General features: G+C 70.7%; 22 protein-coding genes and 4 tRNA genes. 8 read left to right on the forward strand and 18 right to left on the reverse strand.

What is annotated here, in order from left to right; all coding sequences use genetic code 11:
• The 9 genes from ruvA to pgsA all read right to left on the reverse strand — a co-directional run.
• Positions 1-743, reverse strand: a 743-nt coding sequence (gene ruvA / locus AC08OT_RS04585; protein ID WP_476592780.1) for a Holliday junction branch migration protein RuvA, incomplete at its 3' end; no start/stop codon positions are given.
• Positions 743-1,258, reverse strand: a complete 516-nt coding sequence (ruvC, locus tag AC08OT_RS04590; RefSeq protein ID WP_476592781.1) for a crossover junction endodeoxyribonuclease RuvC — start codon at positions 1,256-1,258, stop codon at positions 743-745. The genes ruvA and ruvC, both read right to left, overlap by 1 nt.
• Before the next feature lie 103 nt (positions 1,259-1,361).
• On the reverse strand, positions 1,362-2,117 hold the full coding sequence (locus tag AC08OT_RS04595; protein ID WP_462203079.1) for a YebC/PmpR family DNA-binding transcriptional regulator: 756 nt from the start codon (positions 2,115-2,117) through the stop codon (positions 1,362-1,364).
• 22 nt (positions 2,118-2,139) lie between these two features.
• On the reverse strand, positions 2,140-2,739 hold the full coding sequence (pdxT, locus tag AC08OT_RS04600) for a pyridoxal 5'-phosphate synthase glutaminase subunit PdxT (RefSeq protein ID WP_462188109.1): 600 nt from the start codon (positions 2,737-2,739) through the stop codon (positions 2,140-2,142).
• The gene (pdxS, locus tag AC08OT_RS04605) at positions 2,736-3,668 is read right to left on the reverse strand and encodes a pyridoxal 5'-phosphate synthase lyase subunit PdxS (RefSeq protein ID WP_476592782.1); all 933 of its coding nucleotides are present in this window, start codon (positions 3,666-3,668) and stop codon (positions 2,736-2,738) included. Before pdxS ends, pdxT begins: the two co-directional genes overlap by 4 nt.
• Before the next feature lie 149 nt (positions 3,669-3,817).
• Entirely contained in the window at positions 3,818-4,372 is a 555-nt protein-coding gene (locus AC08OT_RS04610; protein WP_476592783.1) for a LemA family protein, read from the reverse strand.
• Between the two features lie 72 nt (positions 4,373-4,444).
• Positions 4,445-5,611: a glycosyltransferase family 4 protein gene (locus AC08OT_RS04615; protein WP_476592790.1), complete on the reverse strand. Its 1,167-nt coding sequence runs from the start codon at positions 5,609-5,611 to the stop codon at positions 4,445-4,447.
• A 7-nt stretch (positions 5,612-5,618) separates the two neighbouring features.
• The gene (locus tag AC08OT_RS04620) at positions 5,619-6,497 is read right to left on the reverse strand and encodes a phosphatidylinositol mannoside acyltransferase (protein WP_476592784.1); all 879 of its coding nucleotides are present in this window, start codon (positions 6,495-6,497) and stop codon (positions 5,619-5,621) included.
• A 35-nt stretch (positions 6,498-6,532) separates the two neighbouring features.
• Positions 6,533-7,246 (reverse strand): phosphatidylinositol phosphate synthase, encoded by a 714-nt coding sequence (pgsA, locus tag AC08OT_RS04625; protein WP_476592785.1) that lies wholly within the window; start codon positions 7,244-7,246, stop codon positions 6,533-6,535.
• 193 nt (positions 7,247-7,439) lie between these two features.
• Between pgsA and AC08OT_RS04630 the strand changes: the two genes are divergently transcribed.
• The gene (locus AC08OT_RS04630; protein ID WP_476602561.1) at positions 7,440-9,626 is read left to right on the forward strand and encodes an elongation factor G-like protein EF-G2; all 2,187 of its coding nucleotides are present in this window, start codon (positions 7,440-7,442) and stop codon (positions 9,624-9,626) included.
• A 202-nt stretch (positions 9,627-9,828) separates the two neighbouring features.
• Here AC08OT_RS04630 and AC08OT_RS04635 read toward each other — a convergent pair whose 3' ends face one another.
• Both AC08OT_RS04635 and AC08OT_RS04640 read right to left on the reverse strand, forming a co-directional pair.
• Positions 9,829-10,398 (reverse strand): HIT family protein, encoded by a 570-nt coding sequence (locus AC08OT_RS04635; protein WP_462188102.1) that lies wholly within the window; start codon positions 10,396-10,398, stop codon positions 9,829-9,831.
• 1,353 nt (positions 10,399-11,751) lie between these two features.
• A tRNA-Val gene (locus tag AC08OT_RS04640) sits at positions 11,752-11,823 on the reverse strand.
• A gap of 445 nt (positions 11,824-12,268) precedes the next feature.
• On the opposite strand from AC08OT_RS04640, the gene AC08OT_RS04645 reads away from it, so the two are divergent.
• Positions 12,269-12,700, forward strand: coding sequence for an SsgA family sporulation/cell division regulator (locus AC08OT_RS04645; protein ID WP_462188101.1), 432 nt, complete (start codon positions 12,269-12,271; stop codon positions 12,698-12,700).
• 137 nt (positions 12,701-12,837) lie between these two features.
• On the opposite strand, the gene AC08OT_RS04650 is transcribed toward AC08OT_RS04645, so the two are convergent.
• Positions 12,838-14,019, reverse strand: a complete 1,182-nt coding sequence (locus AC08OT_RS04650) for a chorismate-binding protein (RefSeq protein WP_462203077.1) — start codon at positions 14,017-14,019, stop codon at positions 12,838-12,840.
• 221 nt (positions 14,020-14,240) lie between these two features.
• Between AC08OT_RS04650 and AC08OT_RS04655 the strand changes: the two genes are divergently transcribed.
• The 3 genes from AC08OT_RS04655 to AC08OT_RS04665 all read left to right on the forward strand — a co-directional run bounded on the left by AC08OT_RS04655 (position 14,241) and on the right by AC08OT_RS04665 (position 14,513).
• Positions 14,241-14,313 (forward strand) — tRNA-Gly (locus AC08OT_RS04655).
• Between the two features lie 43 nt (positions 14,314-14,356).
• Positions 14,357-14,428, forward strand: a tRNA-Cys gene (locus tag AC08OT_RS04660).
• A gap of 13 nt (positions 14,429-14,441) precedes the next feature.
• Positions 14,442-14,513: transfer RNA gene (locus tag AC08OT_RS04665), tRNA-Val, on the forward strand.
• Positions 14,514-14,650: 137 nt separating this feature from the next.
• On the opposite strand, the gene AC08OT_RS04670 is transcribed toward AC08OT_RS04665, so the two are convergent.
• Positions 14,651-15,514 (reverse strand): N-acetylmuramoyl-L-alanine amidase, encoded by an 864-nt coding sequence (locus AC08OT_RS04670; RefSeq protein ID WP_476592787.1) that lies wholly within the window; start codon positions 15,512-15,514, stop codon positions 14,651-14,653.
• Positions 15,515-15,615: 101 nt separating this feature from the next.
• Positions 15,616-16,425, reverse strand: a complete 810-nt coding sequence (locus AC08OT_RS04675) for a DUF3097 domain-containing protein (RefSeq protein ID WP_462203076.1) — start codon at positions 16,423-16,425, stop codon at positions 15,616-15,618.
• 176 nt (positions 16,426-16,601) lie between these two features.
• Here AC08OT_RS04675 and AC08OT_RS04680 point away from each other — a divergent pair, with 176 nt between their 5' ends.
• Entirely contained in the window at positions 16,602-17,189 is a 588-nt protein-coding gene (locus tag AC08OT_RS04680; RefSeq protein WP_476592788.1) for an isochorismatase family protein, read from the forward strand.
• Positions 17,190-17,318: 129 nt separating this feature from the next.
• On the opposite strand, the gene AC08OT_RS04685 is transcribed toward AC08OT_RS04680, so the two are convergent.
• From AC08OT_RS04685 to AC08OT_RS04700, 4 genes are all read right to left on the reverse strand, one after another.
• A complete protein-coding gene (locus AC08OT_RS04685; protein ID WP_476592789.1) occupies positions 17,319-17,612 on the reverse strand; it encodes a DUF4193 domain-containing protein in 294 nt (97 codons plus the stop codon).
• A gap of 289 nt (positions 17,613-17,901) precedes the next feature.
• Entirely contained in the window at positions 17,902-18,435 is a 534-nt protein-coding gene (locus AC08OT_RS04690; protein WP_476593693.1) for a DUF3145 domain-containing protein, read from the reverse strand.
• 295 nt (positions 18,436-18,730) lie between these two features.
• Entirely contained in the window at positions 18,731-19,669 is a 939-nt protein-coding gene (locus AC08OT_RS04695) for an SPFH domain-containing protein (RefSeq protein ID WP_476593692.1), read from the reverse strand.
• A gap of 127 nt (positions 19,670-19,796) precedes the next feature.
• Complete coding sequence (locus AC08OT_RS04700) at positions 19,797-20,231, reverse strand: NfeD family protein (RefSeq protein ID WP_476593691.1); 435 nt, start codon at positions 20,229-20,231, stop codon at positions 19,797-19,799.
• 125 nt (positions 20,232-20,356) lie between these two features.
• Here AC08OT_RS04700 and glgX point away from each other — a divergent pair, with 125 nt between their 5' ends.
• Both glgX and treY read left to right on the forward strand, forming a co-directional pair.
• Positions 20,357-22,618, forward strand: a complete 2,262-nt coding sequence (gene glgX, locus AC08OT_RS04705) for a glycogen debranching protein GlgX (protein WP_476593690.1) — start codon at positions 20,357-20,359, stop codon at positions 22,616-22,618.
• Positions 22,608-25,103 carry a malto-oligosyltrehalose synthase gene (gene treY / locus AC08OT_RS04710; protein WP_476597013.1) on the forward strand — a complete coding sequence of 832 codons (2,496 nt, stop codon included), beginning with the start codon at positions 22,608-22,610 and terminating at the stop codon, positions 25,101-25,103. The genes glgX and treY overlap by 11 nt, the downstream gene beginning before the upstream one ends.
• Positions 25,104-25,121: the final 18 nt, after the last annotated feature.

The following is a 25,121-nucleotide window of genomic DNA, read 5'->3' on the forward strand; positions in this document are numbered from 1 at the left end:
CACCTGCGTAGCACGGCGAGGCTCGCGCGCAGCAGTGCCGCGGCGTCGGGCGGGGCGCCGCCGGTTCCCGCGCCGGCCCCGGCCCGGGAACCCGGGGCACCTTCCTTGCCCGGGACGTCTCCCTCGCCCGGGACGGCACGCTCGCCACCCGCAGCGGCGCCCTCGCCGGCGGGCGCGGCCAGGACCACGAGCGCCCGCGACACGGCGTCGTCGGCCTCACGACCCGAGTAGCCCAGGCCCACCAGCGCCTCCCGCACGGTCGCCGCGACCCCGACGGCATCGGCCGGCACCGGTTCCGGTCCCGACGTCGGGCGCGGGCCGGGCAGCGGCGCACCACCACTCGGCGGACCGAGCCGGTCCCGCAGGTCCAGGACGATGCGCTGCGCACCCTTGCGCCCGATACCGGGGACCTTCGTCAGCACCGCGAGATCCTCCTCGGCAACGGCGCGGCGCACCGTGTCGGGATCGTGCACTCCGAGCACGGCCTGGGCGAGCTTGGGCCCGACCCCGGCCGCGCTCTGCAGGATCTCGAAAACGTCGCGCGCATCGGCGTCGGCGAAGCCGTAGAGGGTCAGCTCGGTCTCGCGCACGATCAGGGTGGTGGCGAGGGAGGCGGACTCCCCCACCCGCAGCCGCGACAGCGTCGACGGCGAGCAGTGGACGAGCAGGCCCACCCCGCCGACCTCGATGACGGCGGACAGCGGGGTCAGCGCGGTGACCGTGCCGGTCAACGACGCGATCATCAGGTGGATCCGCCCGGCGCGGCGGAACGGAACCGGGCCAGCGCCGGCCCGCGCCACAGGTGGCAGAGCGCCAACGCGAGGGCGTCCGCCACATCGGCCGGGCGTGGCGCCTCGGTCAGCCCGAGCAACCTGGTGATCATAAAACTGACCTGCGCCTTGTCCGCCCGGCCGCTGCCGGTCACCGCGGCCTTCACCTCACTGGGCGTGTAGAGACCCACCGGCAGGCCCCGCCGGGCGGCCAGCATGATGGCGACCGCCCCGGCCTGCGCGGTACCCATCACGGTACGCATGTTCGCCTGGCTGAAGACCTTCTCAACCGCGACCGCCTCCGGACGGGTGCGATCGAGCCAGGCGTCGATGCCGTCGGACACGGCGCACAACCGTTCGGCGACCTCGGCGGTGGCGGGGGTGCGCACCACCCCCACCTCGACCAGGCGGGCCCGGACACCGAGGCCACCGTCGACGACCCCCAGGCCACACCGGGTCAGCCCGGGATCGACCCCCAGCACCCGCATCCACCCTCCCGACCGCACGTTCACAGGAACATTCGTTCGATTCTAGGGGCGGCGACGCAACCGGACATCCACGACACGCCCAACAGATCGCCTGAGAAGACAATCAGCTGCCGACTAGCTCCATCACGTCGTCGGAGATGTCGGCATTGAACCAGACGTTCTGGACGTCATCGAGATCCTCAACCGCCTCGATGAGCTTGAGGACCTTGGCGGCGGGTTCGGCCTCCAGCGGCACGCTCACGCTCGGCAGCCAGGAGATGTCCGCGGAGGTGACCGCCAGGCCGGCGCCGGTGGCGGCCACCCGCACGGCGTGCAGATCGGTCGCCTCGGAGACCACCTCGAAGGCCTCCCCGACGTCGTTGACCTCCTCCGCGCCGGCGTCGAGCACGGCGAGCAGTACGTCGTCCTCGGTGAGGCCGGCGGTCTTCTCGATAAGCACGACACCCTTGCGGTTGAACAGGTACGACACCGACCCCGGGTCGGCCACCGTGCCGCCGTTACGGGTGATCGCCACCCGGACATCCGACGCCGCCCGGTTACGGTTGTCGGTCAGGCACTCCACGAGGATCGCCACCCCGCCCGGGCCGTACGCCTCATAGGTGATGTCCTCGTAGTTCACCCCACCGGCGAGCTCGCCGGAACCCCGCTTGACGGCCCGTTCGATGTTGTCGTTCGGCACGGACTGCGACTTCGCCTTGGCGATGGCGTCGGCGAGGGTCGGATTGCCCGCGGGGTCTCCGCCGCCCGTCTTGGCCGCCACCTCGACCGTCTTGATCAGTTTGGCGAACAGCTTGCCCCGGCGGGCATCGATGACCGCCTTCTTGTGCTTGGTGGTCGCCCACTTGGAGTGGCCGCTCATGACCTGCCTCTCTTGCGCCCGATCATCGACCGGACCCGGACGATCGGACGCTGTCGACGAATAGCCGGTGCACCCGGGCATCACCGGTCAGTTCCGGATGGAACGCGGTGGCCAGCAGCGGCCCCTGGCGGACCGCCACCGGCGCCTCGGCGACACGGGCCAGGACCTCGACCGCGTCTCCTGCCTTTTCTACCCATGGTGCCCGGATGAAGACCGCGTGCACAGGTGGCCCCGCCACCCCGACGACCTCGAGGTGTGCCTCGAACGAGTCCACCTGCCGGCCGAAGGCGTTACGCCGGACGACGATGTCCAGTCCGCCGATCAGTGGTTGATCCGGCCGGCCGCCCACGACGTCCCGCGCGAGCAGGATCATGCCAGCACACGAACCGAACACGGGCAACCCCGCGGCCACCGCCGCCCGCAACGGCTCCAACAGCTCGAACACGCGCAGCAACCGGCCGATCGTGGTGGATTCACCCCCGGGCAGGACGAGCCCGTCGACCTCGGCAAGCTCCACCGCGTGGCGCACCGCCACCGGCCGCGCGCCGGCCTCGGTGAGCGCCCGGGCATGCTCGCGCACATCCCCCTGCAACGCGAGGATGCCGATCCGCGGGCCACTCACCAGCCGCGGTCGGCGTAGCGGGCTTCCGGGGGAAGCTCGGTGACGTTGATGCCCACCATCGCCTCGCCGAGGCCCCGGGAGACCTTCACCAGAACGTCGGGATCCTTGAACATGGTGGTCGCCTCGACGATGGCCCGGGCGCGGCGCGCCGGGTCCCCGGACTTGAAGATCCCGGACCCGACGAACACCCCGTCCGCGCCGAGCTGCATCATCAGCGCCGCGTCCGCCGGAGTGGCGATACCGCCGGCGGTGAACAGCACGACGGGCAGCCGGCCGAGCCGGGCCACCTCGGCGACCAGCTCGACCGGGGCGCGCAGCTCCTTGGCCGCCGCGTAGAGCTCCTCGGCGGGCAGCCCCGACAGCCGGGCGATCTCCGCCCGGATGGTACGCATGTGCACCACGGCGTTGGACACCTCGCCGGTGCCCGCCTCACCCTTGGAGCGGATCATCGCCGCGCCCTCGGCGACCCGGCGCAGTGCCTCCCCCAGGTTGGTGGCCCCGCAGACGAACGGCACCGTGAAGCGCCACTTGTCGATGTGGTGGTGCGGGTCGGCGGGCGTGAGGACCTCGGACTCGTCGACGTAGTCCACCCCGAGCGCCTGCAGCACCTGTGCCTCGACGAAATGCCCGATCCGGGCCTTGGCCATGACCGGGATGGAGACCGCCTCGATGATCTCCAAGATCATGTCGGGGTCGCTCATCCGCGCCACCCCACCCTGCGCCCGGATGTCGGCGGGAACCCGCTCCAGCGCCATCACCGCGACGGCGCCGGCGTCCTCGGCGATGCGGGCCTGCTCGGCGGTGACCACATCCATGATCACGCCGCCCTTGAGCATCTCCGCCATGCCGCGCTTGACGCGGGCGGTACCGGCCTGCCGGGCGGAGTCGATCGCCGGGCCGGCGGCGGGGGCAGTCTGGCCCTCGGGCATGATGTGCCGTCTCTTTTCGCTGGGTCGGGTCGCCAGGGCCGCGGGGTACCGGCATGTCTGGCACCTGCATGCCGGCTACCCCGCCGGATGGTTCCCGTGCGGGTGGGTCGGTTTTCCATGGTACGGCGATCTCGCGACCGGCCGAGCCGTCAGGAGGCCAGCCCCGGCAGGTCGCCGCGAGGGACGCCCTCGCCGCGGATCGGCAGGGCGTCATCGATCTCGAAGTAGCCGGGGGGCAACCGACGGCCGGCCAGGTGCGCCATCCGCACCACGCGCCGGCAGGCGAGTGCCCGCAGGTCGCGGACCGCGTCGTTGTGGAACTGCCGGGCGAGCGCGACCCGGGCCGCGCAGGAGTCGACCGCATGCAGCTCGGCGGGGTGGTGCTGGCCTGCCGCGGCGACCTCGGCGGACCGTAACGCCCGGCTCAGGGCATTCTCGCTCTGCTCGACCGCGGCGTCCAACGCCCCCCCGGCGAGCAGGCCTGGATAGGCCGTTCGGGCCCGGGCCACGCTCTCACCCAGCTCGGCCAGCTCACACCGCAGGGCCAGCTCGCGCGCGGCGTCGGCGCGGGCGACCAGGTGCGCCACCAGCCCGCCGCGGGCGTCCGCGACCCGGGCCGCGAGTCGGTCAAGCCGAGTGGCCAGCCAGGTCAGATAGGTCGCGATCGCCACCACCAGGGCGACCACCACCACGACGACGGTCATCCCGCGCAGCGTAACCAACGGCCGAATGTGACGTGGCTCTAGGTACCGGGACAGGTCAGTTACCGGGGCAGGTCAGTCCCCACTCCTCGCGTCGCCCCGGACCGGCGGCTGCGTCGCCGTCGCGACCGACACCCGCATGTCCCCGGAGACCATCTGGTACACCCCGACGATCCGCTCGGCGATGACCCGCCAGTCGTAGGCGGCGGCGACGGCGCGACCGCGTTCCACCAGCCGCGCGGCGCCGGCGGGATCACGTAGCACCTGGGCCAGGGTCGCGGCCAGCTGCGCGGGATCGCCGACGTCGAACAGCCTGCCGGCGCGCCCGTCATCGAGGACCCGGCGGAAGGCGTCGATATCGCTGGCCACCACCGGGGTCCCGGTCGCCATCGCCTCGAGCAGCACGATCCCGAAGCTCTCCTGACCGGTATTCGGGGCGCAGTAGACCTGCCCGGAGGCGAAGACCCGGGGCTTGTCGGCGTCGGAGACCATGCCGACGAGGCCGACCCGCGAGCGCAGGGCGGGCTCCAGCCGGGCCCGCACCGCCGCCCCGTCACCGGGCCCCGCCACCAGCAGCCGGACACCGTCGATCTCGGCGGCGAGCGCCGGCAGGGCGGCTAGCAGCACGTCAAGGCCCTTGCGCGGCTCGTCGATGCGCCCGAGGAACACGACGGTGGGCCGCCCGTCGTCGTAGCCAGGCAGGGACCGGGCGCCGGCGAAGTTCTGCACCGCCACCCCGTTCGGGATCAGGACGGCGTCGGCGCCCAGATGCTCGACGAGGGTGCGCCGGGCCGCCTCGGAGACCGCGATCCGGGCCCGCAGCTTCTCGAACGACGGCTGCAGCGCGCCGTGGGCCGCGGTGAGGAACCGCGACCGGGGGTTGGCGGTGTGGAAGGTGGCGACGATCGGCCCGTCGGCCAGCATGCAGGCCAGGAGGCTGACGCTGGGCGCGGTCGGTTCATGGGCGTGCAGGACATCGAAGTCGTGCTCACGCAGCCAACGGCGGACCCGGGCGGCCGAGACCGGGCCCATCAGAAGCCGGGCAACGGAGCCGTTGTAAGGCAACGGTAACGCCCGGCCCGCGTCCACCGCGTAGGGCGGCAGGGTCCGTTCGTCGTCCACCGGGGTGATGACGGATACCTGGTGACCGGCGGCGATCAGGGTCTCGGCGAGGTCACGCACGTGCATCTGGACCCCGCCCGGTACGTCCCAGGCGTAGGGGCAGGCCAGACCGATCTTCACGGCGGCGTCATCCGTCGTCACGCCAGATCCGCTGGAGCATGTGCCAGTCCGCGGGGTGCGCGGCGATGCCGGCGGCGAAGGCGTCCGCAAGTCCCTGCGTCATCGTCGGGATGTCGCTCGGCTTGACGGCGGGATGGATCCGCCCGCTCCACCCGTCATGATCGAACCAGAGCGTGGCGGGCAGCAGCGTCGCCCCGGTGCGCAGCGCGAGCGCCGCGGGCCCGCCGGGCATGGTGGCCGTGGCGCCGAAGAACCTCACCGGGATCCCGCCGCGAGAGAGATCCCGGTCCGCGAGCAGGCAGAGCATCCCCCCGGCCAGCAGGCGCTCGGTGAGCAGGTCGAACGGGGGAGCCTGCCCGCCAGTCAGCGGGACGACCTCCATGCCGAGCTCCGAGCGGAAGGCCAGGAACCGCTCGAAGAGCGCCTCCGGCCGCAGGCGTTCGGCGACGGTCGTGAACGGCACGCCATTCGCCACCAGCCAGGCGCCCGCCTGCTCCCAGTTACCCATGTGCGGCAGCGCCACGATGGTCCCCTTCCCGCGGGCGTGCGCATCCCACAACCGATACTGGTCCAGCAGCCGCAGCCGGCCGACGACGCGGTCCAGACCGATCTCCCGGAGGCGGAACACCTCCAGCCAGTACCGCGCGTAGGAGCGCATCGCCGCCCGGGTCAACCGGTCCAGATCGGTTCCCGGCGGCGCCACTCGGGCGAGGTTCGACCGCAGCCGGCGCACCCCCCGCCCGTCGCGGCGATAGGCCAGGTCGGCGCCGAACCGGAACGCCGCGGCGGCCACGGGGTGCGGGAGCAGCCGGACGCCGCGCCAGCCCAGCGTGTAGGCGAGGTCGGTGAACCGCCCGGCCGCCGTCGCCCGCCCGCCCGCCGTCAACGCTCGGCCCTTCGTCGGATCGTCTCGATGACCGCTCAGCGGCCGTTGCGGCGGGGGCCGAAGGCGGCCGCGGCCCGGGACGCGGCCGTGGTCCGGGACGCAGTGGCCGGGGCCGCCCTTGACGTCGGCGGGGAGGGCGGGTCTCCCGCGCGGTACCACTGCCGGTAGACGTGGACGACCCGCTGGACGACCGTCAGCATGGTGGCACCGACAAGGAACCACAGCGCCGCGGGCAGGAGGTAGGGCACCCCGATGCCGTACAGCCCGGCGGCGACCAGCAAGATCAGCAACCGCTCGCCCCGTTCGGCGAACCCCACGTCACAGGTGAAGCCGAGTCCCTCGGCGCGGGCCTTGACGTACGAGGTGATCAAACCGGCGACCAGGCAGATGAGGGCCGCACCCGCCAACGGCAGGGAATCGCCGTCGCCGGCGTACCAGAGGACGAGCGATCCGAAGATCGCGCCGTCGCCGACCCGGTCGGACGTGGAGTCGAGAAAGGCCCCCCACTTGGAGGAGATGCCGCGGGCGCGGGCGATGACCCCGTCGATCAGGTCCGAGAAGACGAACAGCGTGATCACTACGGCGCCGAGGAAGAACACCCCGCGGGTGAAGAACCCCAGAGCCCCGCCCGCGACCCCGACCATGCCGATGATCGTCACGGCGTCCGGTGACACCGACGACCGGGCGGCCCACTGGCTCACCGGGTCGAGCAACTTCTGGATCTGCGGTCGTGCCTTGCTAGCGAGCATGTCCGTCCCGTCGTCCCGCGTGGTCGTCCGCGTGGTCGTCCCACGTGCGCCCGGCTTCGGGCGGTCTTCACAGTACAGCCGCCACGATCCGCGCATTCCCGACCACGGCCGCCCTCGGGCTTGTGTCCCAGGTAACAGGGGAGGACGCTGCCGTTACCGAACAGGCCGTTACCTCCCAGTCAAGGAGGCGAGGATGTCATCAGCCTCGTGCGATGTGCGCAACGTCGTCCTGGTAGGCCACACCGGCGCGGGCAAGACGGCTCTGGTGGACCGTCTGCTCGCCACCGCCGGGCCGCCGGACCGCCAGAACGGCGACCGTCAGACCGCCCAGACCAGCTACGTCGGCCACGCCGATCCCGAGCGTCGCCCGGCACGGTCGGTCAGCCTCACCCTGTGTTCGGTCAGTTACCGCGGGCTTACGATCAATCTTCTGGACACCCCGGGCTATCCCGACTTCGTGGGCGAGCTGCGGGCGGGCCTGCGGGCCGCCGACGCCGCTCTGTTCGTCGTCAGCGCGGTCGACGGGGTGGATGGCGCGACCAGCATGGTGTGGGCGGAGTGCGCCGGGGTCGGCATGCCCCGCGCGATCGTGCTCACCCATCTCGACCATCCCCGGGCCGATTTCGCAGCGGCCGTCCATGGCTGCCAACGGGCCTTCGGGGCCGGCGTGCTGCCGGCCTACCTGCCCGAGCGGGAGGCCGGCGCCTCGATGCGGCTGGTGGATCTGCTGTCCGGGCGAGTGCTGGAGTACCCGGGCAGCGGCCGCCAGGAACTCGCGACCCCGGCCGGCCTCACCGGCCGGTACGCCTCCGCCCGCGCCGCCCTGGTCGAGGGGATCATCGCTGAGAGTGAGGACGAGACCCTCCTCGACCGGTACCTGTCCGGTGATGAGCCCGACACCAAGCTCCTGCTCGGCGATCTGGAGACCGCGGTCGCCCGCGGGACGTTCTTCCCGGTGTTGCCGGCCGGTCTGCTTCCGGGTTCGACCTCGGGCCCGGGCGCCGCGGCAGGGGGCGATCGGGGCAGCGGGCGGGCCGGCGGTTTCGGCTCCGTCGAGTTGCTGGACCTGTTCGTGCAGGGGTTCCCTTCACCGCGGGAGCATCCCCTGCCGCCGGTGAGCCGCCCTGACGGCTCCCCTTGCGACCAGAGCCACGGTGATCCGGCCGGGCCGCTCGTGGCCGAGGTCGTGAAGACGACCACGGATCCTTACGTGGGCCGGATGTCAGTGGTCCGGGTGTTCTCCGGCACGCTGCATCCCGACGATGCGGTGCACGTCAGCGGGCACGGCAGAGCCGCGGCCGGGCACGCCGACCACGACGACGACGAGCAGGTCGGGGCGCTCTCCCGGCCGTACGGCTCGGTTCTGCACACGGTGGGCGAGTGCCCGGCCGGCGGCATCTGCGTGGTGACGAAGCTCAGCACCGCCGAGACCGGCGACACCCTCTCCAATCGCGACGACCCGCGCTACCTGCCCGCATGGTCGATGCCCGAACCGCAGCTCCCTATCGCGATCAGGGCCCGCAGCCGCGCGGACGAGGACAGGCTGTCGACCGCACTCGGCCGGCTGGCCGTGGAGGACCCGACGCTACGGATCGAGCAGGACCCCGAGACCGCCCAACTCGTCCTGTGGTGCATGGGCGAGGCCCACAGCGACGCGGTCCTGGAACGGCTCGCCCAGCGCTACGGCGCCGCGGTGGACCGGACCGCGCCCCGGATCCCGCTCCGGGAGACGCTGCGTGCCCCGGCGCGCGGACTCGGCCGTCAGGTCAAGCAGTCCGGTGGGCACGGCCAGTTCGCGGTCTGCCAGATCGAGGTCGAACCGCTCCCGGCGGGTGGGGGCTTCGAGTTCGTCGATGAGGTGGTCGGCGGCGCGGTTCCCCGGGCCTTCATCCCCTCGGTGGAGAAGGGCGTCCGGGCGCAGATGGCGCAGGGCGTCCGCACCGGCCATCCCATGGTTGATCTACGGGTCCGCCTCGTCGACGGCAAGGCGCACAGCGTCGACTCCTCGGACATGGCCTTTCAGATCGCCGGCGCACTGGCGCTCAAGGACGCGGCCCGGGCCGCCGGCGTCGTCGTGCTTGAGCCGATCCTGGCCGTTGGCGTCCTGGTACCCGACGAGTACGTCGGGGCCGTGATGGGCGACCTGTCCACTCGCCGAGGACGGGTCGTCGGGATGGAACCCGTCCCGGGCGGGCCCGGGGCCACCCCCCGGACGGTCGTTCACGCAGAGGTCCCTGCGAGCGAAATGATCCGATATGCGATTGAACTACGGTCCTTGAGCCACGGCACGGGTAGCTTCACGCGGGACCATCGCGGCTACGAGCCGATGCCACCACAGCTTGGGGATGCCCTGTCGGCGGAAGCGAAAAAATCGGCATAAAGCAGGAATCCGACATAAAGCGGGAAAGACGGACGACCGGCAACCCTCGGCCCGGCTCAGGGAGAATTGCCGGTGGGAGACATCGGTGACCGCGCACCCGCCGCATCGGGCCCGGCGCCGGGCGGGACCCGGTGCGGCGGGCAACCCCGACGGGAGCGCCCCGACCCGGCTGCGGCCTCCACCGGGCCCGGCGCTACCCGCCCTACTCGTCGGGCGCGGTCTGCGCCCAGGCCTGGGCGAGCATCTCCCTGGTCTGCCCGAGCAGGGCGGGGAGCACCCTGGTCGCGCCCACCACGGGCATGAAGTTCGTGTCACCGCCCCACCGCGGCACCACGTGCTGATGCACGTGCGAGGCGATCCCGGCGCCGGCGACATCCCCCAGGTTCATGCCGGTGTTGAAACCGTGGGCCCCGCTGGCGGCCCGCAGCGCACGGAGCGCGTGCTGAACGAAGAATGCCATCTCGACGATCTCTTCGGGGTCCATGTCGGCGTAGTCCGCGATGTGGCGATAGGGCACAACGAGAAGGTGACCGGCATTATAGGGGTACAGATTGAGGACCGCGTAGACGCTTTTACCCCGAGCAACCACGAGGCCGTCCTCGTCGGACATCCCGACAATGGAACAGAATGGGCATTCATCGTCACGGGAGCGGCCCTCGCCCCTGATATAGGCCATGCGGTGCGGGGTGTAGAGCCGCTGGAAAGCATCCGGACCGCCGACCCCGGCCTGCTCCTCCAGGGGAACCCCCTCGGGTGAGACCTCGGCCGTCACTGGGCGGCCGCCACGACGCCGCCCCGGCTGAGCCGAGTGAACACGCAGGCAGCGCCCATCGAGCGGGCCATGGGCACCGGAACCTGCTCGGCCATCAGCAAGGGCGCCGCCTCCCCGGGACGAGCTCCCCAGGGGGAGCAATATCGTCTCGTCAATTTATCAGGATCTGAGCGACGAGAGACGCCCGCGGTACGCGAGGAGGCTCGCGTGCGGGTGCGGTCCGGCGCATGAAGAGGGAGACTGACGGCGTGGGGGGGTCGCCGCCAGTCCCCCTCAAGTGACGTAATCGGTTTCGAACCACGGCGCCCTGGATCTGACGCGAGGATGATGCACACGAAGGGTCCGCGACCGGGAGGAGCCCTCCCGGCGCAACCCCGCGAGAAGCCATCGCGACAACCTTGCGACAACCCGAGCCCGTTACGCCCTGCCCGGCCAGCTTAGCGGACGTTAAGGCGATCTGTACAGCGTCGGCGGCACCTTCATGGGGAAAACGCCAATCGGACCTGGCGTGGACCCCACTCGCAAACCAGTGACCTGCGGAAAGGGGCGGGACGCACAACGATGCCGATCCACCATGGACCAACCGGTATACCAACGGCCACCGGAATCGTTCCACGGCGACGCACGGCGTCGACCATCTCCAGCACGCGGAGCTCCACGGGCACCACGAATCAACAGCATGCGCCCGAAAGGTGGACAGGCCCGCTCCCAAGGACCGCGATGCATCGCGGCGGCGGCTCGCGCGATGCGCCCGGGGGCCCGGCGACGCGGGCTCGGACGTCACTTTCCGTAAAGAACGAGGCTCGGAGCCGACCCCGGGTCGAGGTATCGACGTGCTCGTCGCCCACACTGTCTGCCGGGCTGTCTCCCGGGCTGGAGCACCGGCCCGGACCCCCTCCGGGATCCGCCTCCATCGGTGGTGTCCCCACCAAAGTGGGGGTAGATGTTGATTCGTCGCCAGCCCACGACGTCGCGGCCCAGACACCCAGAAACCGGCCAATCGGGGAGATTTCGCACCGCTCCCCGGGACAGGCGCCCCACCGGCAGTGGACAGCTCCGACCACCCTTCGAGGCGCAGCACGCCGCGGAGGTCGGGGGCAGCCCCGGGCAGGTCTCGGGCGGGACCGGGACGGCCTCCTACCGGGGGAAACGCGCCGAGTCCCACCGGCGGGAGAGGACACCGCCAAGCCGCACCACCCGTTTGGGGTAGCCCCTCCCAGGCACCGACGGACCCGCCCTGACCAGGAAAAACGCCGCATCGCGGGGGGCGCGAAGATCATCCACAGAGCAGATGTCCCGCGGGAGCACAGCAAGCTCCCGACCCGGGAGCGGAGCATAGCAAGCCCAATCGCGTGGGCGTACGTGGTTTCGAACCACGGACCTCTGCCGTGTGAAGGCAGCGCTCTACCACTGAGCTATACGCCCTTGCCGGTGGGGCCACCGTACACGCCGAGGATACGGGCCGGCGAAGGGGGCCGACGGCGGGGGGTCGACGGACGGATGGGGCGATGTCCGCCGTCCTGCCCGGTGGCCGGACTGGGTCAGGTTCGCCGCGACTGGCCGTGGTTGAGAAGGGTCCCGACGGGGAAGACGTGAGGGGGAACGGCCTTGGCGGGATGGCCTGACGCTCGAGGGACGTTTGGACACTACGGACGGTAATCATCTATAGGATTCAAGTAGAAGATCCGTCCGACAGTCGGCCGAACCATGATCACTCGAGGCAGGTCCACCCTTCCGGGCCAGGCAACTCGCCCGAACTACCGTAACGGATGTTGTCTTGGCATAATCTTGTTTCCAACGGGACTCGGAGAGGGAACTATCCCGTTACACGGGTGCTCGCCCGCACCATCGCACCATGAGAGGCCGCCCGATGACTATTCGTCACGATTCAATCACCGCAGAACTCGCCCTCCGCCTTGTCGTCCCCGGGGCGGCGCCCGTGCCGGTCGCCGCCACCGTCCGGTACGAGCCTGCCGATCCGTACGCGATCAGCATCGGCTTCCGCACCGGTGCGGACGAGGTCGTGGAGTGGACGTTCGCGCGCCAGCTCCTCAGCGACGGTGTGCGCCGACCCGCCGGGGATGGCGACGTGCAGGTGTGGCCTGCCGCCCAGTCCGGGGGACGGATCGTCTGCCTGTCCCTGTCCAGCCCGTCCGGGCATGCACTGTTCGAGATGCCGCGGTCCGAGGTGCTGGCCTTCCTGCGGCGGACGTATTCAGCCGTCCCCCTCGGCGGAGAGAGCGACATCATCGATCTTGATGCCGAACTCGCCCTCCTCATCTGGGGTGGCCCCGAGCGATGATCTCACCGGGGTCGGGACCGCTGCCCGATCCCGGCAAGCCGGTGTGGGCATTTTGCGACCGGGGGAGACCCTTCCCCACCTGCATCCGAGGCAGCTTCCACCCAGTCACACACAGAGCACCCGCCCGCCTGGCCAGGCTAGCGCCGCCAGGCGGGTTCTTTTGTCCTCGGCCCACCGCCGGTGCCCGGCCTATCGTCCGATCGGCTCGCCAGCCCCACCAGCCGGTCGGCCTTCAGCTCGGTCTCACGCCACTCTGAGTCCGGATCGCTCCCCCACGTGATACCAGCGCCGGTACCGAACCAGATCCGGTCGTCCTCGATCCAGAACGTACGAATGCCAACAGACAGCCAACCCACGTTCCGGTCGGCATCCACCCAGCCAATCCCTCCGCAGTAGTAGCCCCGAGAGGCCGGTTCCAGTTCTCGGATGATCCGCAGCGCGCTCGACTTCGGGGCGCCGGAGACGGAACCCGGCGGGCAGGCCGCCGCCAGGAGGTCCTGCCAGCCCACCCCCGGCCGCAGCCGGGCCCGGACGGTCGAGACGAGGTGCACGAGACCGGGGTGCTCCTCCACTGCGCAGAGCGAAGGCACCGTCACACTTCCCGGGCGAGCGACCCGCCCAAGATCGTTGCGAACAAGATCGACAATCATGATGTTCTCGGCGACGTCCTTCTCCCGCAGATCCGCCGCCGTCCGACCGGTTCCCTTGATGGGCCTGGAACTCACGACGTCGCCCTGGCGGGAGAGGAACAGCTCCGGAGAGGCGCCGACGATGCGCACCCCGGCCTCCGGCACATCCAGGACGACCGCGTACGGCGCGGGATTGCCGGCGGCTACGACAGCCGCCAGGGCACCGAGATCGACACCAGCAGCACAGGCACCGGGACCCCCCGCGCGTTCCGCCGCGGGCGCAGGCAGGGGTGCCGACAGCAATCGGCAGAGATTGACCTGGTAGACCTCCCCCGCCGCAATGCGCTCACGGATCGCCACAACCCCGTCGAGGTAGGCCGCCCGGTTCATGGTTGTCGTCCATGCGGCTCGCGGCGGTCCGAGCCAGGGGCCACGCCGCAGCGCCGCGGCACCACCGGGAGGCGCCGGCCGCACGTCGGCGAACCGGATGCAACGGACGGCCCTCTCGAAGTCGACGACGACCGCCCAGAAGCCATCTCGATCCAGCACCGCGGCGTCATCACTGATCTCCACGACCTCAGTCGCGAACCGGCCGCCGGCGAGCAGGAACGAGGAGACATCCCACGGGGGTGCCGGTTCCACACACCCGAGGGGGCTCGCCTCCCGAGCCGCCACGTTCGTCTCGCTCATTCCGATCACGCTACCGCCGCCCGAGGTGACCCGCCGCCCAGGGCATGGACCAGCCCCTCGACGGCCGGCCGGCCGCATGGACGTGCCGTGGGCGAAAGCCGACGTTCATCCGGAGAACCTTGACCCAACGCAACATCTCAGCGATGCCCGCCGGACGGTTCGACGTCTGGCCCGATCGTCCGCTAGAGTGCTACCTGCACCGCCGAGAAGGGCGGAGCAGCGCGGACGTGGCTCAGTTGGTAGAGCATCACCTTGCCAAGGTGAGGGTCGCGGGTTCGAATCCCGTCGTCCGCTCGGGAGCAGAGAGGCTTGAGGTCCGTCCCCAGTGGCCTCCCACGGCGGAGTGGCCGAGTGGTTTAGGCAAGGGCCTGCAAAGCCCTGTACGCGGGTTCGATTCCCGCCTCCGCCTCTGATCCTTTCGCGGGCGATTAGCTCAGTGGGAGAGCGCTACCTTGACACGGTAGAGGTCACTGGTTCAATCCCAGTATCGCCCACCGCGAGACACATTCTCGCCCTCCTATGAGGGCCATCCGTCACGGGTGGCCCTCTGCGTGTGCGACGGCCGGTGGGCGCCCGGAAATCCGACAAGGGGCCCCGGCCGCCGTCGCGCCCATCACCGGACGAAGCCGGGTCAGCCCGGGCCAGGCGAGGACGCCTCGTCCCCCAGCAGGAACAGCGTGATCCCGTCCGCGAGGCCCGCCGCCGCCCGGGCCCGCCAGGCCGGGTCGGCAAGCTCGGCCGCATCGGTGCGGTTGCGCATGTTGCCGCACTCCAGGAAGATCTTCGGCACCCGCGAGAGGTTGAGCCCACCGAGATCGGAGCGGATCGTCATACCATCCTCGCCCAGGTAGTCCACCAATGGCTGCCCGGTGGCCCGGCCGAAGGCGGATCGCACCATCACCGCGAGACGCGCCGACGGGGCGAGGATCGGTGCGTTGGCCCGGTCCGGGCTGAGCGCGGGCGCGATGACATGAAAGCCGCGTCCGTCCGCCGGTCCCCCGTCGGCATGTATCGACACCACCGCGCCGGCCGAGACCCGGTTGCCGATGCGGGCCCGCTCGTCGATGCACGGGCCCACCCCGGAGTCGTTGTCGCGCGTCAGGATCACGCTCGCGCCCCGGGAGCGCAGAATGGCCGCCGCCCGCCCCGCGACGTCGAAGGTGAAGGCGTGCTCCGGGTAACCGCTGTCGGTCTCGGCGCCGACGGTGTCGCATTCCTTGTCGAAACCGCCGGCCGGGACCCGCCGGTTGATCGACGCCGCGGCAGCGCCGTTTCCTCCGTTGTGCCCGGGGTCGAGGACGACCTTCCGGCCGGACAGGGCGGTTGGTGAGGTCCCGTCCACGCCGGGCCGGGCCGGGCCGGGTGCGCCCGGCCCCGCGGGCCCTCCCCCCACGAGATGCAGAGCCACCCCGGCGACCAGGGCCACGACGACCAGGGTCACGCCGGCCGCACCGACGATCCGAAGCAGGATCGATAGTCTGATCCGTGCCGGCATTCGGTGTCTCCCGCCTACGGAGGGGGCCCGTCCCCGCCGAAGTGACCGTACGCGGTCGGCTGCGCGGCGCGCGTACGGGGGGGGCCGCCCGGGCCCGGCCGTCAGCCGGCGACAAAATCGATCAGTCGTTCCACCGCGCCGAGCAGGCCCACCTCAAGGTCGGTGTAGCTGTCCACCGAGGCCAGGACCCGGCGCCACATCTGCGCCGGGTCCTCCACACCGAGGGCCTGACAGACCCCTTCCTTCCAGGGCTGGCCGCGGGGAATCTCGGGCCAGCGGGGAATGCCGACCGACGCCGGCTTCACCGCCTGCCAGATGTCGATGTAGGGATGACCGGTCACCAGGACGTGGTCACCGGCAACGGAGGCGGCGATCCGGCTCTCCTTCGACCCCGGGACGAGATGGTCCACCAACACGCCGAGCCGGCGGCCGGGCCCCGGGCGGAACCCCGCGACCACCGACGGCAGGTCGTCGACCCCGTCCAAGCTCTCCACCACCACCCCCTCGATGCGCAGGTCGTCGCCCCAGACCCGCTCGACCAAGGCGGCGTCGTGCAGACCCTCCACGTAGATACGGCTCGCCCGCGCGACCCTGGCCCGGCGGCGGGGCACCGCGACGGACCCGGACGCGGTGCGCGCCGCGGGGGCCGGGGTCCCGCGGCGGGGACGCACGAGGGTCACCCGCGCGCCCTCGATCAGGAAGGCGCCGGGTTCCAGGGGGAAGACCCTCCGGATGCCGTGACGGTCCTCCAGCGTCACCCCACCGTTCTCGCTGCCCACCACGGCCCCGCAGAACCCGGTGGCCACGTCCTCGACCACGAGGTCACGCTCGAGCTCGACCTCCGGCGGACGCGCCTGGCGCGGACGGGCGGGGGGAGCCAGGACGTCCGGCCCGTAGTCTCGGCTACGCATCCTGCGAACCTAAGCCGACGCACCATCATGATCAGGGATATCGACGCGGGCGTGTCGAGATGCGACAGTGTGGTCATACCGAACGGACGGGTACACCGGGACAGAACAGACTGGTACACCGGGAGAGGTGGGTACACCGCGACGCGAGGGCGGAGCGCGACGGAGGGGACACGACGATGAGTCAGCGTTACGGGCCGGGGACCGCTCTGCTGATCGTGGACGTGCAGAACGACTTCGCCGATCCGGCCGGCAGCCTCTACGTGGCCGGTGGTGAGCAGATCATCGCCGGGATCAATGCGGAGATCGCCGCGGCGGTGACCGCCGGCTCCCCGGTCTTCTACAGCCAGGACTGGCACCCGCACGAGACCCCGCACTTCGTCACCGGCGGCGGGATCTGGCCGCCGCACTGCGTCGGGGATACCCCCGGCGCCCAGTTCCATCCCGACCTGATCGTCAAGGGTGAGGTGATCCGCAAGGGGGTCGACGGCAGCGACGGCTACTCGGCCTTCTCGGTGCGTGACCCGGCATCGGGGAGGCGAGCCACAACGGTGCTCGGTGAACGGCTGGCGCAGTTGGGCGTGTCGACGGTGGTGGTCGTCGGGCTGGCCAGCGACTACTGCGTCCAGGAGAGCGCGCTGGACGCTCGGCTGCGGGGCCTGAAGGTGCTGCTGCCACTCGACCTCACCAGGTTCGTCAACCTGCGTCCGGGCGACGAGGAGCGAGCCGTGGCGCGCATGCGGGACGCCGGCGTTCTGGTCGGGTGAGGAGCCGGGCCGGGCCAGACGAGCCCGAACCGCCGGTAGCGGTCGAGCCCGAACTGATCGTGGAGCTGTCATCGGCAGCTGTCATCGGCGGTGGAGACTGATCGAGAGCCGATCAGACCACGCGGTCGGTCAGGCCGCGCAGTCCCGGCAGATCATCCGTCGCTCGTCCACGAGCTGGCTGCGGTGATGCACCAGGTAGCACTGCGTGCAGGTGAACTCGTCGGCCTGACGCGGCAGCACACGGATGTTCAGTTCCTCGCCAGACAAGTCGGCGCCGGGCAGGCCGAGCTCGGTTTCGAACGGGTCAACGTCGTCACCGAGATCAGCCGCCGCGTCCGCCCGCCGAGCTTTGAGAGCCTCGAGGCTCTGCTCCGAGGCGTCCTCGATGTCAGCTGTACGAGGGGTGTCGTAATCGGTGGCCACTGAAGTAACTCCCAGAGAAGTTGTGCGTAGTCGTGCGCAACCCACAACGCACGACCGCCGGGGTATGTGCCCGTCAGACCCGCGCTACCCCGATGTGGGCTTCACCACACCCTCGACCCCCAGACGCCCCGGAGAATCCCCCGATCTTGACCGACGACGCTGCCGCCCTGATCTTCCGCAGCCCAGGAGCCTCGTCCACCCCGCCGGCCCGCCCGGCCGACGTCCAGCAGCTCTCCCGCGGCAGCCGGTCGGCACTGCCGGTACCCGGTCACCTGGCTGCCCCACCCGGCTACCCGGTCCGGCGCAGCCAGGTGATCGGGGCGCCGTGGGCGCCCCGGCGCAGTGGTTCGAGCACGTCGTCCCAGGCGGTTCCGAGCAGCCGGTGCAGGCCCCGGGAGAGCGCCTCCCGGGCCTCCCCCCGTTCCAGCAGAGCCCGCAGCGCCGCCTCCCCCACGACGACGTCCCCGTTCGCGGCGATCGCGGCGCGGTGCAGCCCCAGATCGGGGGTGTAGGAGTACCGCTCGGCGTCACACCCCGGTGAGGGTCCCTCGACGGTCTCGAACGTGACGTACCCGAGCCGGCGCAGCGCGCCAGCCACCCGCCCCGCGGTACCAGGCGACGCCCGCCACTCCAGCCCGGCGAAGAGGAATCCGGGCATACCGGGCTGCGCCGTCCAGGTCAACGACAGTGGCGACGACAGAACGCCGGACACGGCGAACTCCAGGTGCGGGCACAGCACCGGCGGACAGGCGAGAACCGCCAGCTTGCCCGGCACGGCGAAGGACGACGAGCCGGATGACAGCTCACGAGTTGTCGGGGACATTGCGACCACGCGGGACCTCCGTCGACGAGGAACGCCTTCCCCTGCGCCCGTCGACCCGCCCCCGTTTGGCTGGGTGAATCGTCCCATGGTCCGGCTCAGCGGACTAGCCCTACCTCCTCCTGAAGTATCATTAAATGGCGGGAAGTTTTGTCCGCACCAACCATTGGTGACGGGCTCGGAATGGGCCGATCGGGCAGGTCGCCCAAGGAGACAGGTCACCCGAAAAGATCAGGCGACGACAGCCGGCGGCCAACGGGCGCAGGACCGATGAGCCGCCGGGCCGGGAGACCCGGGGTTACGAACCGGTCGACGGAGGTCCCGCGGACGGGCCCTCGGCGGGCGCGGGACGGGCCCCGACAGTCTTGTGCGCCTGGTCCGCACCGCCGACGAACAGGCCACCGAGGGCGGTGGTCAGCTCGCTGGGCACGATCCACAACTTGCTCGCCTGCCCCTGGGCGATCCGCGGCAACGTCTGCAGGTACTGGTAGGCTAGCAGTTTCTGGTCCGCGTTACCCTCGTGGATCGCCCGGAAGACGGTGTCGATCGCCTGGGCCTCGCCCTGGGCGGTGAGGATCTGCGCCTCCCGCTCCCCCTCGGCCCGCAGGATCGCGGCCTGCTTCTCGCCCTCGGCCCGCAGGATCTCGCTCTGCTTGACGCCTTCCGCGGTCAGGATCGCGGCCCGGCGGTCCCGCTCGGCCCGCATCTGCTTCTCCATCGAGTCCTGGATGGACTTCGGCGGATCGATGGCCTTGAGCTCCACCCGGTTAACCCGGATTCCCCACCTTCCGGTGGCCTCGTCGAGCACGCCGCGCAGCTGCCCGTTGATCTGGTCCCGCGAGGTGAGGGTCGCCTCCAGGTTCATCCCACCGATCACGTTGCGCAGCGTGGTGACGGTCAGCTGCTCGATCGCCCGGATCACGTCCGCGATCTCGTAGGTCGCTGCCCGTGGGTCAGTGACCTGGAAGTAGATCACCGTGTCGATCCCGACCACCAGGTTGTCCTCGGTGATCACCGGTTGCGGCGGGAAGCTGACCACCTGCTCCCGGAGGTCGATGCGGTCACGGACCCGGTCGACAACTGGGACCAGGATCGCGAGGCCCGGCGTCAGCGTGCGGTGATACCGGCCCAGCCGTTCGATGACCATCGCGCGCGCCTGCGGCACGATGCGCACCGCCCGGACCAGAAAAATCAGTAGGACCGCCGCGATCACCGCGGCGGCGATCACTCCTGCCATGGCGTACCCCTCACTTTCAGCCCCCTCGATGCCGGCCGTCCCGATGCCGGCCGGTTGAAGGCCGACCGTCCCGATGTCGGCGCTGTCACATCCACTGGCATCGCCGGGGGCGCCGGGGCCCCGGTCGTCAGAGCTCGAAACTGTGGACGATGGCAGTGGCACCATCGATGCGCAGCACCCGCGCCTCGCTGCCGGCCTCGAGCACGGTGGTGGTGGGGTAGGACCGGGCCGACCAGATCTCTCCCTTGACCTTCACGCGACCCCCGTCGCCGTCGACCCGCTCCACCACCATCGCGCGCTCTCCGACGAGCGCGTCGGTACCCGTGAGCAGGGGCGGCGTACGTTGCAGCTGACGCTTCGCCACCGGGCGCAGTCCCAGCCCGAATCCACCCGCCGCGACCACGAAGGCGACGATCTGCCAGACCAGATCGACGCCGAGCAGCGCGACACCGGCCCCAATGAGCGCGGCCAGCGCGAACATCGCCAGCGTCAGGTCCAGCGTCAGCAGTTCGCCGACGACCAAGGCGCCGGCGATGACGATCCAGATCGTCCCGTCGGGCATGACTCCATGATAGACTGCTTAGTTCAGTGGGCGATCAAAGGATCTTCAAAGATCGCAGGCGCCGCAAACCAGGAATGAAGTGACCTCGGCCCGCGAATACCGTTCGGCCCGTAGGCTTCGGTCGTATGTCACAGGTATGGCCCGGCAGCCCCTATCCCCTGGGCGCTACGTACGACGGATCGGGCACGAATTTCGCGATCTTCTCCGAGGTCGCCGACCGGGTCCAGCTGTGCCTGTTCGACGACGCGGGCAACGAGGAGCGGACCGACCTGCGGGAACGGGACGCCTTCGTCTGGCACGCCTACCTTCCCACCGTGGGACCGGGCCAGCGCTACGGCTATCGGGTCCACGGGTCCTACGACCCCGCCCGAGGGCTGCGCTGCAACCCCACCAAGCTCCTCCTCGACCCGTACGCGAAGGCGGTCGACGGGGAGGTCGCCTGGGACCAGGCGGTGTTCCCCTACACCTTCGGCGACCCCGACAGCGTCAACGACGCCGACTCCGGCCCCCACATGATGAAGTCGGTGGTAATCAGCCCGTTCTTCGACTGGAACGGGGACCGCCCGCCACGCCGGCCCTACAACGAGTCGGTGATCTACGAGGCGCATGTCCGGGGGCTGACCAAGAACCATCCCGGCCTGCCGGAGGAGTACCGCGGGACCTACGCGGGAGTCGCCCACCCGGTGATGATCGACCATTATCGCAAGCTCGACGTGACCGCGATCGAGCTGCTGCCGGTGCACCAGTTCGTCCATGACGAGCATCTGGTCAGCCGCGGGCTGCGCAACTACTGGGGCTACAACTCCATCGCGTTCCTGGCGCCGCACAGCGGCTACTCCGCCTCCGGCGGCCACGGCCGCCAGGTGCAGGAGTTCAAGGGAATGGTCAAGAACCTGCACGAGGCCGGGATCGAGGTGATCCTCGACGTCGTCTACAACCACACCGCCGAGGGCAACCACATGGGTCCGATGCTGTGCTTCCGCGGCATCGACAACAGCGCCTACTACCGGCTCGTGGACAACCGACCCCAGTACTACATGGACTACACGGGCACCGGCAACAGCCTGCGGGTACGACACCCGCACGTGCTACAACTGATCATGGACTCGCTGCGTTACTGGGTTACCGACATGCACGTCGACGGGTTCCGGTTCGATCTCGCGGCGACCCTGGCCCGGGAGTTCTACGACGTCGACCGGCTGTCATCGTTCTTCGACCTCGTCCAGCAGGATCCGGTGGTCTCCCAGGTCAAGCTGATCGCGGAACCGTGGGACCTCGGCGAGGGCGGTTACCAGGTGGGGAACTTCCCCCCGCTGTGGACCGAGTGGAATGGTAAGTACCGCGACACTGTCCGTGACTTCTGGCGCGGGCAGGACCACGGGATCGCCGAGTTCGCCTCCCGGCTGACCGGATCGAGCGACCTGTACGAGAACAGCGGGCGCCGGCCGTGGGCGTCGATCAACTTCATCACCGCGCACGACGGGTTCACCCTGCACGACCTGGTCTCCTACAACAAAAAACACAACGAGGCCAACGGCGAGGACAACCGGGACGGTTCCGACGACAACCGGTCGTGGAACTGCGGAGTCGAAGGGCCCACCGACGACCCGACCGTCCTGTCCCTGCGCGCCGCGCAGACCCGTAACCTGCTGACGACGCTGTTGCTGTCCCAGGGGGTGCCGATGCTGGTCGCCGGAGACGAGATGGGACGCACCCAGCAGGGCAACAACAACGCGTACTGCCAGGACAACCCGATCTCCTGGCTGGACTGGTCGGACGCCGAGCGCAACGCCGACCTGATCGAGTTCACCGGCCTGCTGTCAAGACTGCGCCATGATCATCCTATCTTCCGCCGCCGCCGGTTCTTCCAGGGCAAGTCGCTGCGCGGGCAGGGCGGCACGATGCACGGCGCGGCCGAGGCGGCCACCGGCGGGCAGGCGGGCGGCCAGGACGCGGACGGCAGCGGCGGGCGCTCCGGCGACGACCCCGCCGTCAAGGACATCGCCTGGCTTCGCCCGGACGGCACGGAGATGTCCGACAGCGACTGGGAGTCCGGGACGGCGCGATCACTCGGCGTCTACCTCAACGGTGAGGGGATACCGGACCCCGACGCGCTGGGCCAGGCCATCATCGACGACTCGTTCCTGCTGTTCTTCAACGCCCACCACGAACCGGTCGGGTTCCAGACGCCGGCGACCAGTTTCGGCAGTTCGTGGGAGATCGTCGTCGACACCCGCCCGTCGACGGCCGAGGTCGACGCCCGGCTCAGCGACACCGCGCTGCTCCACTCGGCCCTCGATCCCGCGAGCATGGGAAGGGCCGTGAAGGCCGGCGATCCCATCGAACTCGACGCCCGCTCGACCGTCGTGCTGCGCCGTGTCAGCTGACCCGGCGCATCCCGGCGGGGGGTACGGCGCCGACCGGGTGGTACCGACCGCCACCTACCGGCTCCAGCTCAACCTGGACTTCTCCCTCACCGACGCGGCGGTCGTCGTCCCCTACCTGGCCACGCTCGGCGTCTCCCACCTGTACCTCTCGCCCGTGCTGGAGGCCGCGCCCGGCTCGGCCCACGGCTACGACGTCGTCGAGCACGGGCAGATCAATCCCGAGCTGGGGGGGACCGGCGGGCTGCGCCGGCTCGTCGCCGCGTGCCGCAAGGCGGGACTCGGCCTGATCGTCGACGTCGTCCCCAACCACATGGCGATCGCCCCGGAAACGACGAACGCGGCCTGGTGGTCGGTGCTGCGCGAGGGACCCGAATCCCCCTACGCCAGCTGGTTCGACATCGACTGGGCCTCCCCCGACAACCCCGGCCGGGTGCTGGTGCCGATCCTGGGCGCCGGGCTCGCCGACTGCCTGGCGGCCGGGGAGATCTCCGTCGAACAGGACGAGGACGGCGAGTGGGTCGTCGTCTACTACGACCACGTGCTGCCCGTCGCCGCGGGCACCGCCGACCCCGACGACGTCGCCGCGACCCTCGACGCGCAGTTCTACCGGCTGTGCTGGTGGCGGGTCGCCGCGACTGAGCTGAACTACCGGCGGTTCTTCGATATCACGACCCTGGCGGCGCTGCGCCAGGAGGACCCGGACGTGTTCGCCGCCACGCACCGGCTTCTCATCGAACAGATCCGCGCGGGGACCTTCGACGGGCTGCGCATCGACCATCCGGATGGGCTCGCGGACCCGGAGGACTACCTGCGCCGGCTGTCGGAGGCCACCGGCGGGGTGTGGACCGTCGTCGAGAAGATCCTGGAGGATGACGAGGCGCTGCCGGACACCTGGGCCTGCGACGGCACCACCGGCTACGAGGGGATCGGCCGGCTGACCCGGCTGTTTCTCGACCCGATGGCGGGTCATCCCCTCGCGGTGCTCTACGGCGAGATCACCCGCGCGGACCCCGACTACGAGGCCGAGGCGCGGGCCGCCAAGCTCGACGTCCTCGCGGGCGTGCTCCAGCCCGAGGTGGACCGGCTGACGAGCCTCGCGCTCGGGGAGGCCCGGGAGGCCCGGGCCGACCTCACCCGAACCGGTCTGCACGAGGCGATGTGCGAGGTCCTCGCCGCCTTCGACGTCTACCGGGCCTACCTCCGCCCGGACGGCACGCCGAGCCTGGAGGCCCGCGGGCATGTGGTCCGCGCCTGCGAGCAGGCCCGCTCCCACCTGCCGGGCCGGGCGACCGAGGTCGACCTCATCGAGGACCTGGCGCTGGGCGGACCGGCCGAGTTCGTCGTCCGGTTCCAGCAGACCTGCGGGCCGGTGATGGCCAAGGGCATCGAGGACACCGCCTTCTACCGGTATGCCCGGCTGCTGGCGCTGAACGAGGTCGGCGGCAACCCCGGCCGCTTCCCGGCGTTCACGACCGGGCACCCGCGCAGCGCCGTCACCGAGTTCCACGAGGCGAACCTGTCGGTCCAGCGAAACTGGCCACTGACGATGACCACCCTGTCGACGCACGACACCAAGCGGTCGGAGGATGTGCGGGCCCGGCTCGCGGTGCTGTCCGAGGATCCCCGCGGCTGGGCCGAGGTGGCCGGCCGGCTCGTGCGGCTCGGGGAACGCCACCGCGACACCGAGCAGGGCTGGCCCGACCGGGTCACCGTCTACTTCCTGCTGCAGACCCTGGTCGGCGCCTGGCCGCTGCCCGCCGACCGGGCCACGCAGTACATGCTCAAGGCCGTCCGGGAGGCGAAGACCCACACGAGCTGGACCGACCAGGACCCCGGCTACGAGGCGGCCCTGACGAACTACATCGAGTCGGTGCTGGAGGACGACGAGTTCGTCGGCATCCTGGAGCGGTACGTCGCCACGCTGGTGGAGCTGGGCCGGCAGAACTCGCTGGCCCAGAAGCTGCTCCAGCTGACCATGCCCGGGATAGCGGACGTCTACCAGGGCCAGGAGCTGTGGGATCTCTCCCTCGTCGATCCGGACAACCGGCGGGCGGTCAACTACGGTGATCGCACCAAGCTGCTCGCCGAGATCGGTGTGGAGTCGACCGCCGAGACCGGTGCGCCGCGTCGCCCGCCGACCCTCGACGACTCCGGCCCGGCGAAGCTGCTCGTCGTCGCCCGGGCACTACGGACCCGCCGCGACCATCCCGAATGGTTCGGGGCGGACGCGATCTACCGGCCGCTGTGGGCCTCCGGCTCGGCCGCGGAGAACGTCGTCGCCTTCAGCCGGTCCGAGTCCGTCGTCACCGTGGTGCCCCGCCTCGTCCTCGGCCTGCGCCGCGGCGGCGGCTGGCGGGACACCACCATCCCCCTACCCGAGGGACGCTGGACGGACGTGCTCACCGGCCGCAAACACGACGGCGGCACCGCCTACGTGCTCCGGCTGCTACGCGACTTCCCGGTAAGCCTGCTCGTCCGCGCGTAGCACGCGGCGGCTCGACAA

The sequence above is a fragment of the Frankia sp. CgJB1 genome (genome assembly GCF_977947065.1).

Excerpts from the sequence above, each read along its gene's own strand:
- ruvC (WP_476592781.1), bottom strand. The coding sequence starts at position 1,258 with ATGCGGGTGCTGGGGGTCGATCCCGGGCTGACCCGGTGTGGCCTGGGG.
- AC08OT_RS04595 (WP_462203079.1), bottom strand. The coding sequence starts at position 2,117 with ATGAGCGGCCACTCCAAGTGGGCGACCACCAAGCACAAGAAGGCGGTC.
- pdxS (WP_476592782.1), bottom strand. The coding sequence starts at position 3,668 with ATGCCCGAGGGCCAGACTGCCCCCGCCGCCGGCCCGGCGATCGACTCC.
- AC08OT_RS04610 (WP_476592783.1), bottom strand. The coding sequence starts at position 4,372 with ATGACCGTCGTCGTGGTGGTGGTCGCCCTGGTGGTGGCGATCGCGACC.
- pgsA (WP_476592785.1), bottom strand. The coding sequence starts at position 7,246 with ATGCTCGCTAGCAAGGCACGACCGCAGATCCAGAAGTTGCTCGACCCG.
- AC08OT_RS04630 (WP_476602561.1), top strand. The coding sequence starts at position 7,440 with ATGTCATCAGCCTCGTGCGATGTGCGCAACGTCGTCCTGGTAGGCCAC.
- AC08OT_RS04645 (WP_462188101.1), top strand. The coding sequence starts at position 12,269 with ATGACTATTCGTCACGATTCAATCACCGCAGAACTCGCCCTCCGCCTT.
- AC08OT_RS04650 (WP_462203077.1), bottom strand. The coding sequence starts at position 14,019 with ATGAGCGAGACGAACGTGGCGGCTCGGGAGGCGAGCCCCCTCGGGTGT.
- AC08OT_RS04670 (WP_476592787.1), bottom strand. The coding sequence starts at position 15,514 with ATGCCGGCACGGATCAGACTATCGATCCTGCTTCGGATCGTCGGTGCG.
- AC08OT_RS04675 (WP_462203076.1), bottom strand. The coding sequence starts at position 16,425 with ATGCGTAGCCGAGACTACGGGCCGGACGTCCTGGCTCCCCCCGCCCGT.
- AC08OT_RS04680 (WP_476592788.1), top strand. The coding sequence starts at position 16,602 with ATGAGTCAGCGTTACGGGCCGGGGACCGCTCTGCTGATCGTGGACGTG.
- AC08OT_RS04690 (WP_476593693.1), bottom strand. The coding sequence starts at position 18,435 with ATGTCCCCGACAACTCGTGAGCTGTCATCCGGCTCGTCGTCCTTCGCC.
- AC08OT_RS04695 (WP_476593692.1), bottom strand. The coding sequence starts at position 19,669 with ATGGCAGGAGTGATCGCCGCCGCGGTGATCGCGGCGGTCCTACTGATT.
- AC08OT_RS04700 (WP_476593691.1), bottom strand. The coding sequence starts at position 20,231 with ATGCCCGACGGGACGATCTGGATCGTCATCGCCGGCGCCTTGGTCGTC.
- glgX (WP_476593690.1), top strand. The coding sequence starts at position 20,357 with ATGTCACAGGTATGGCCCGGCAGCCCCTATCCCCTGGGCGCTACGTAC.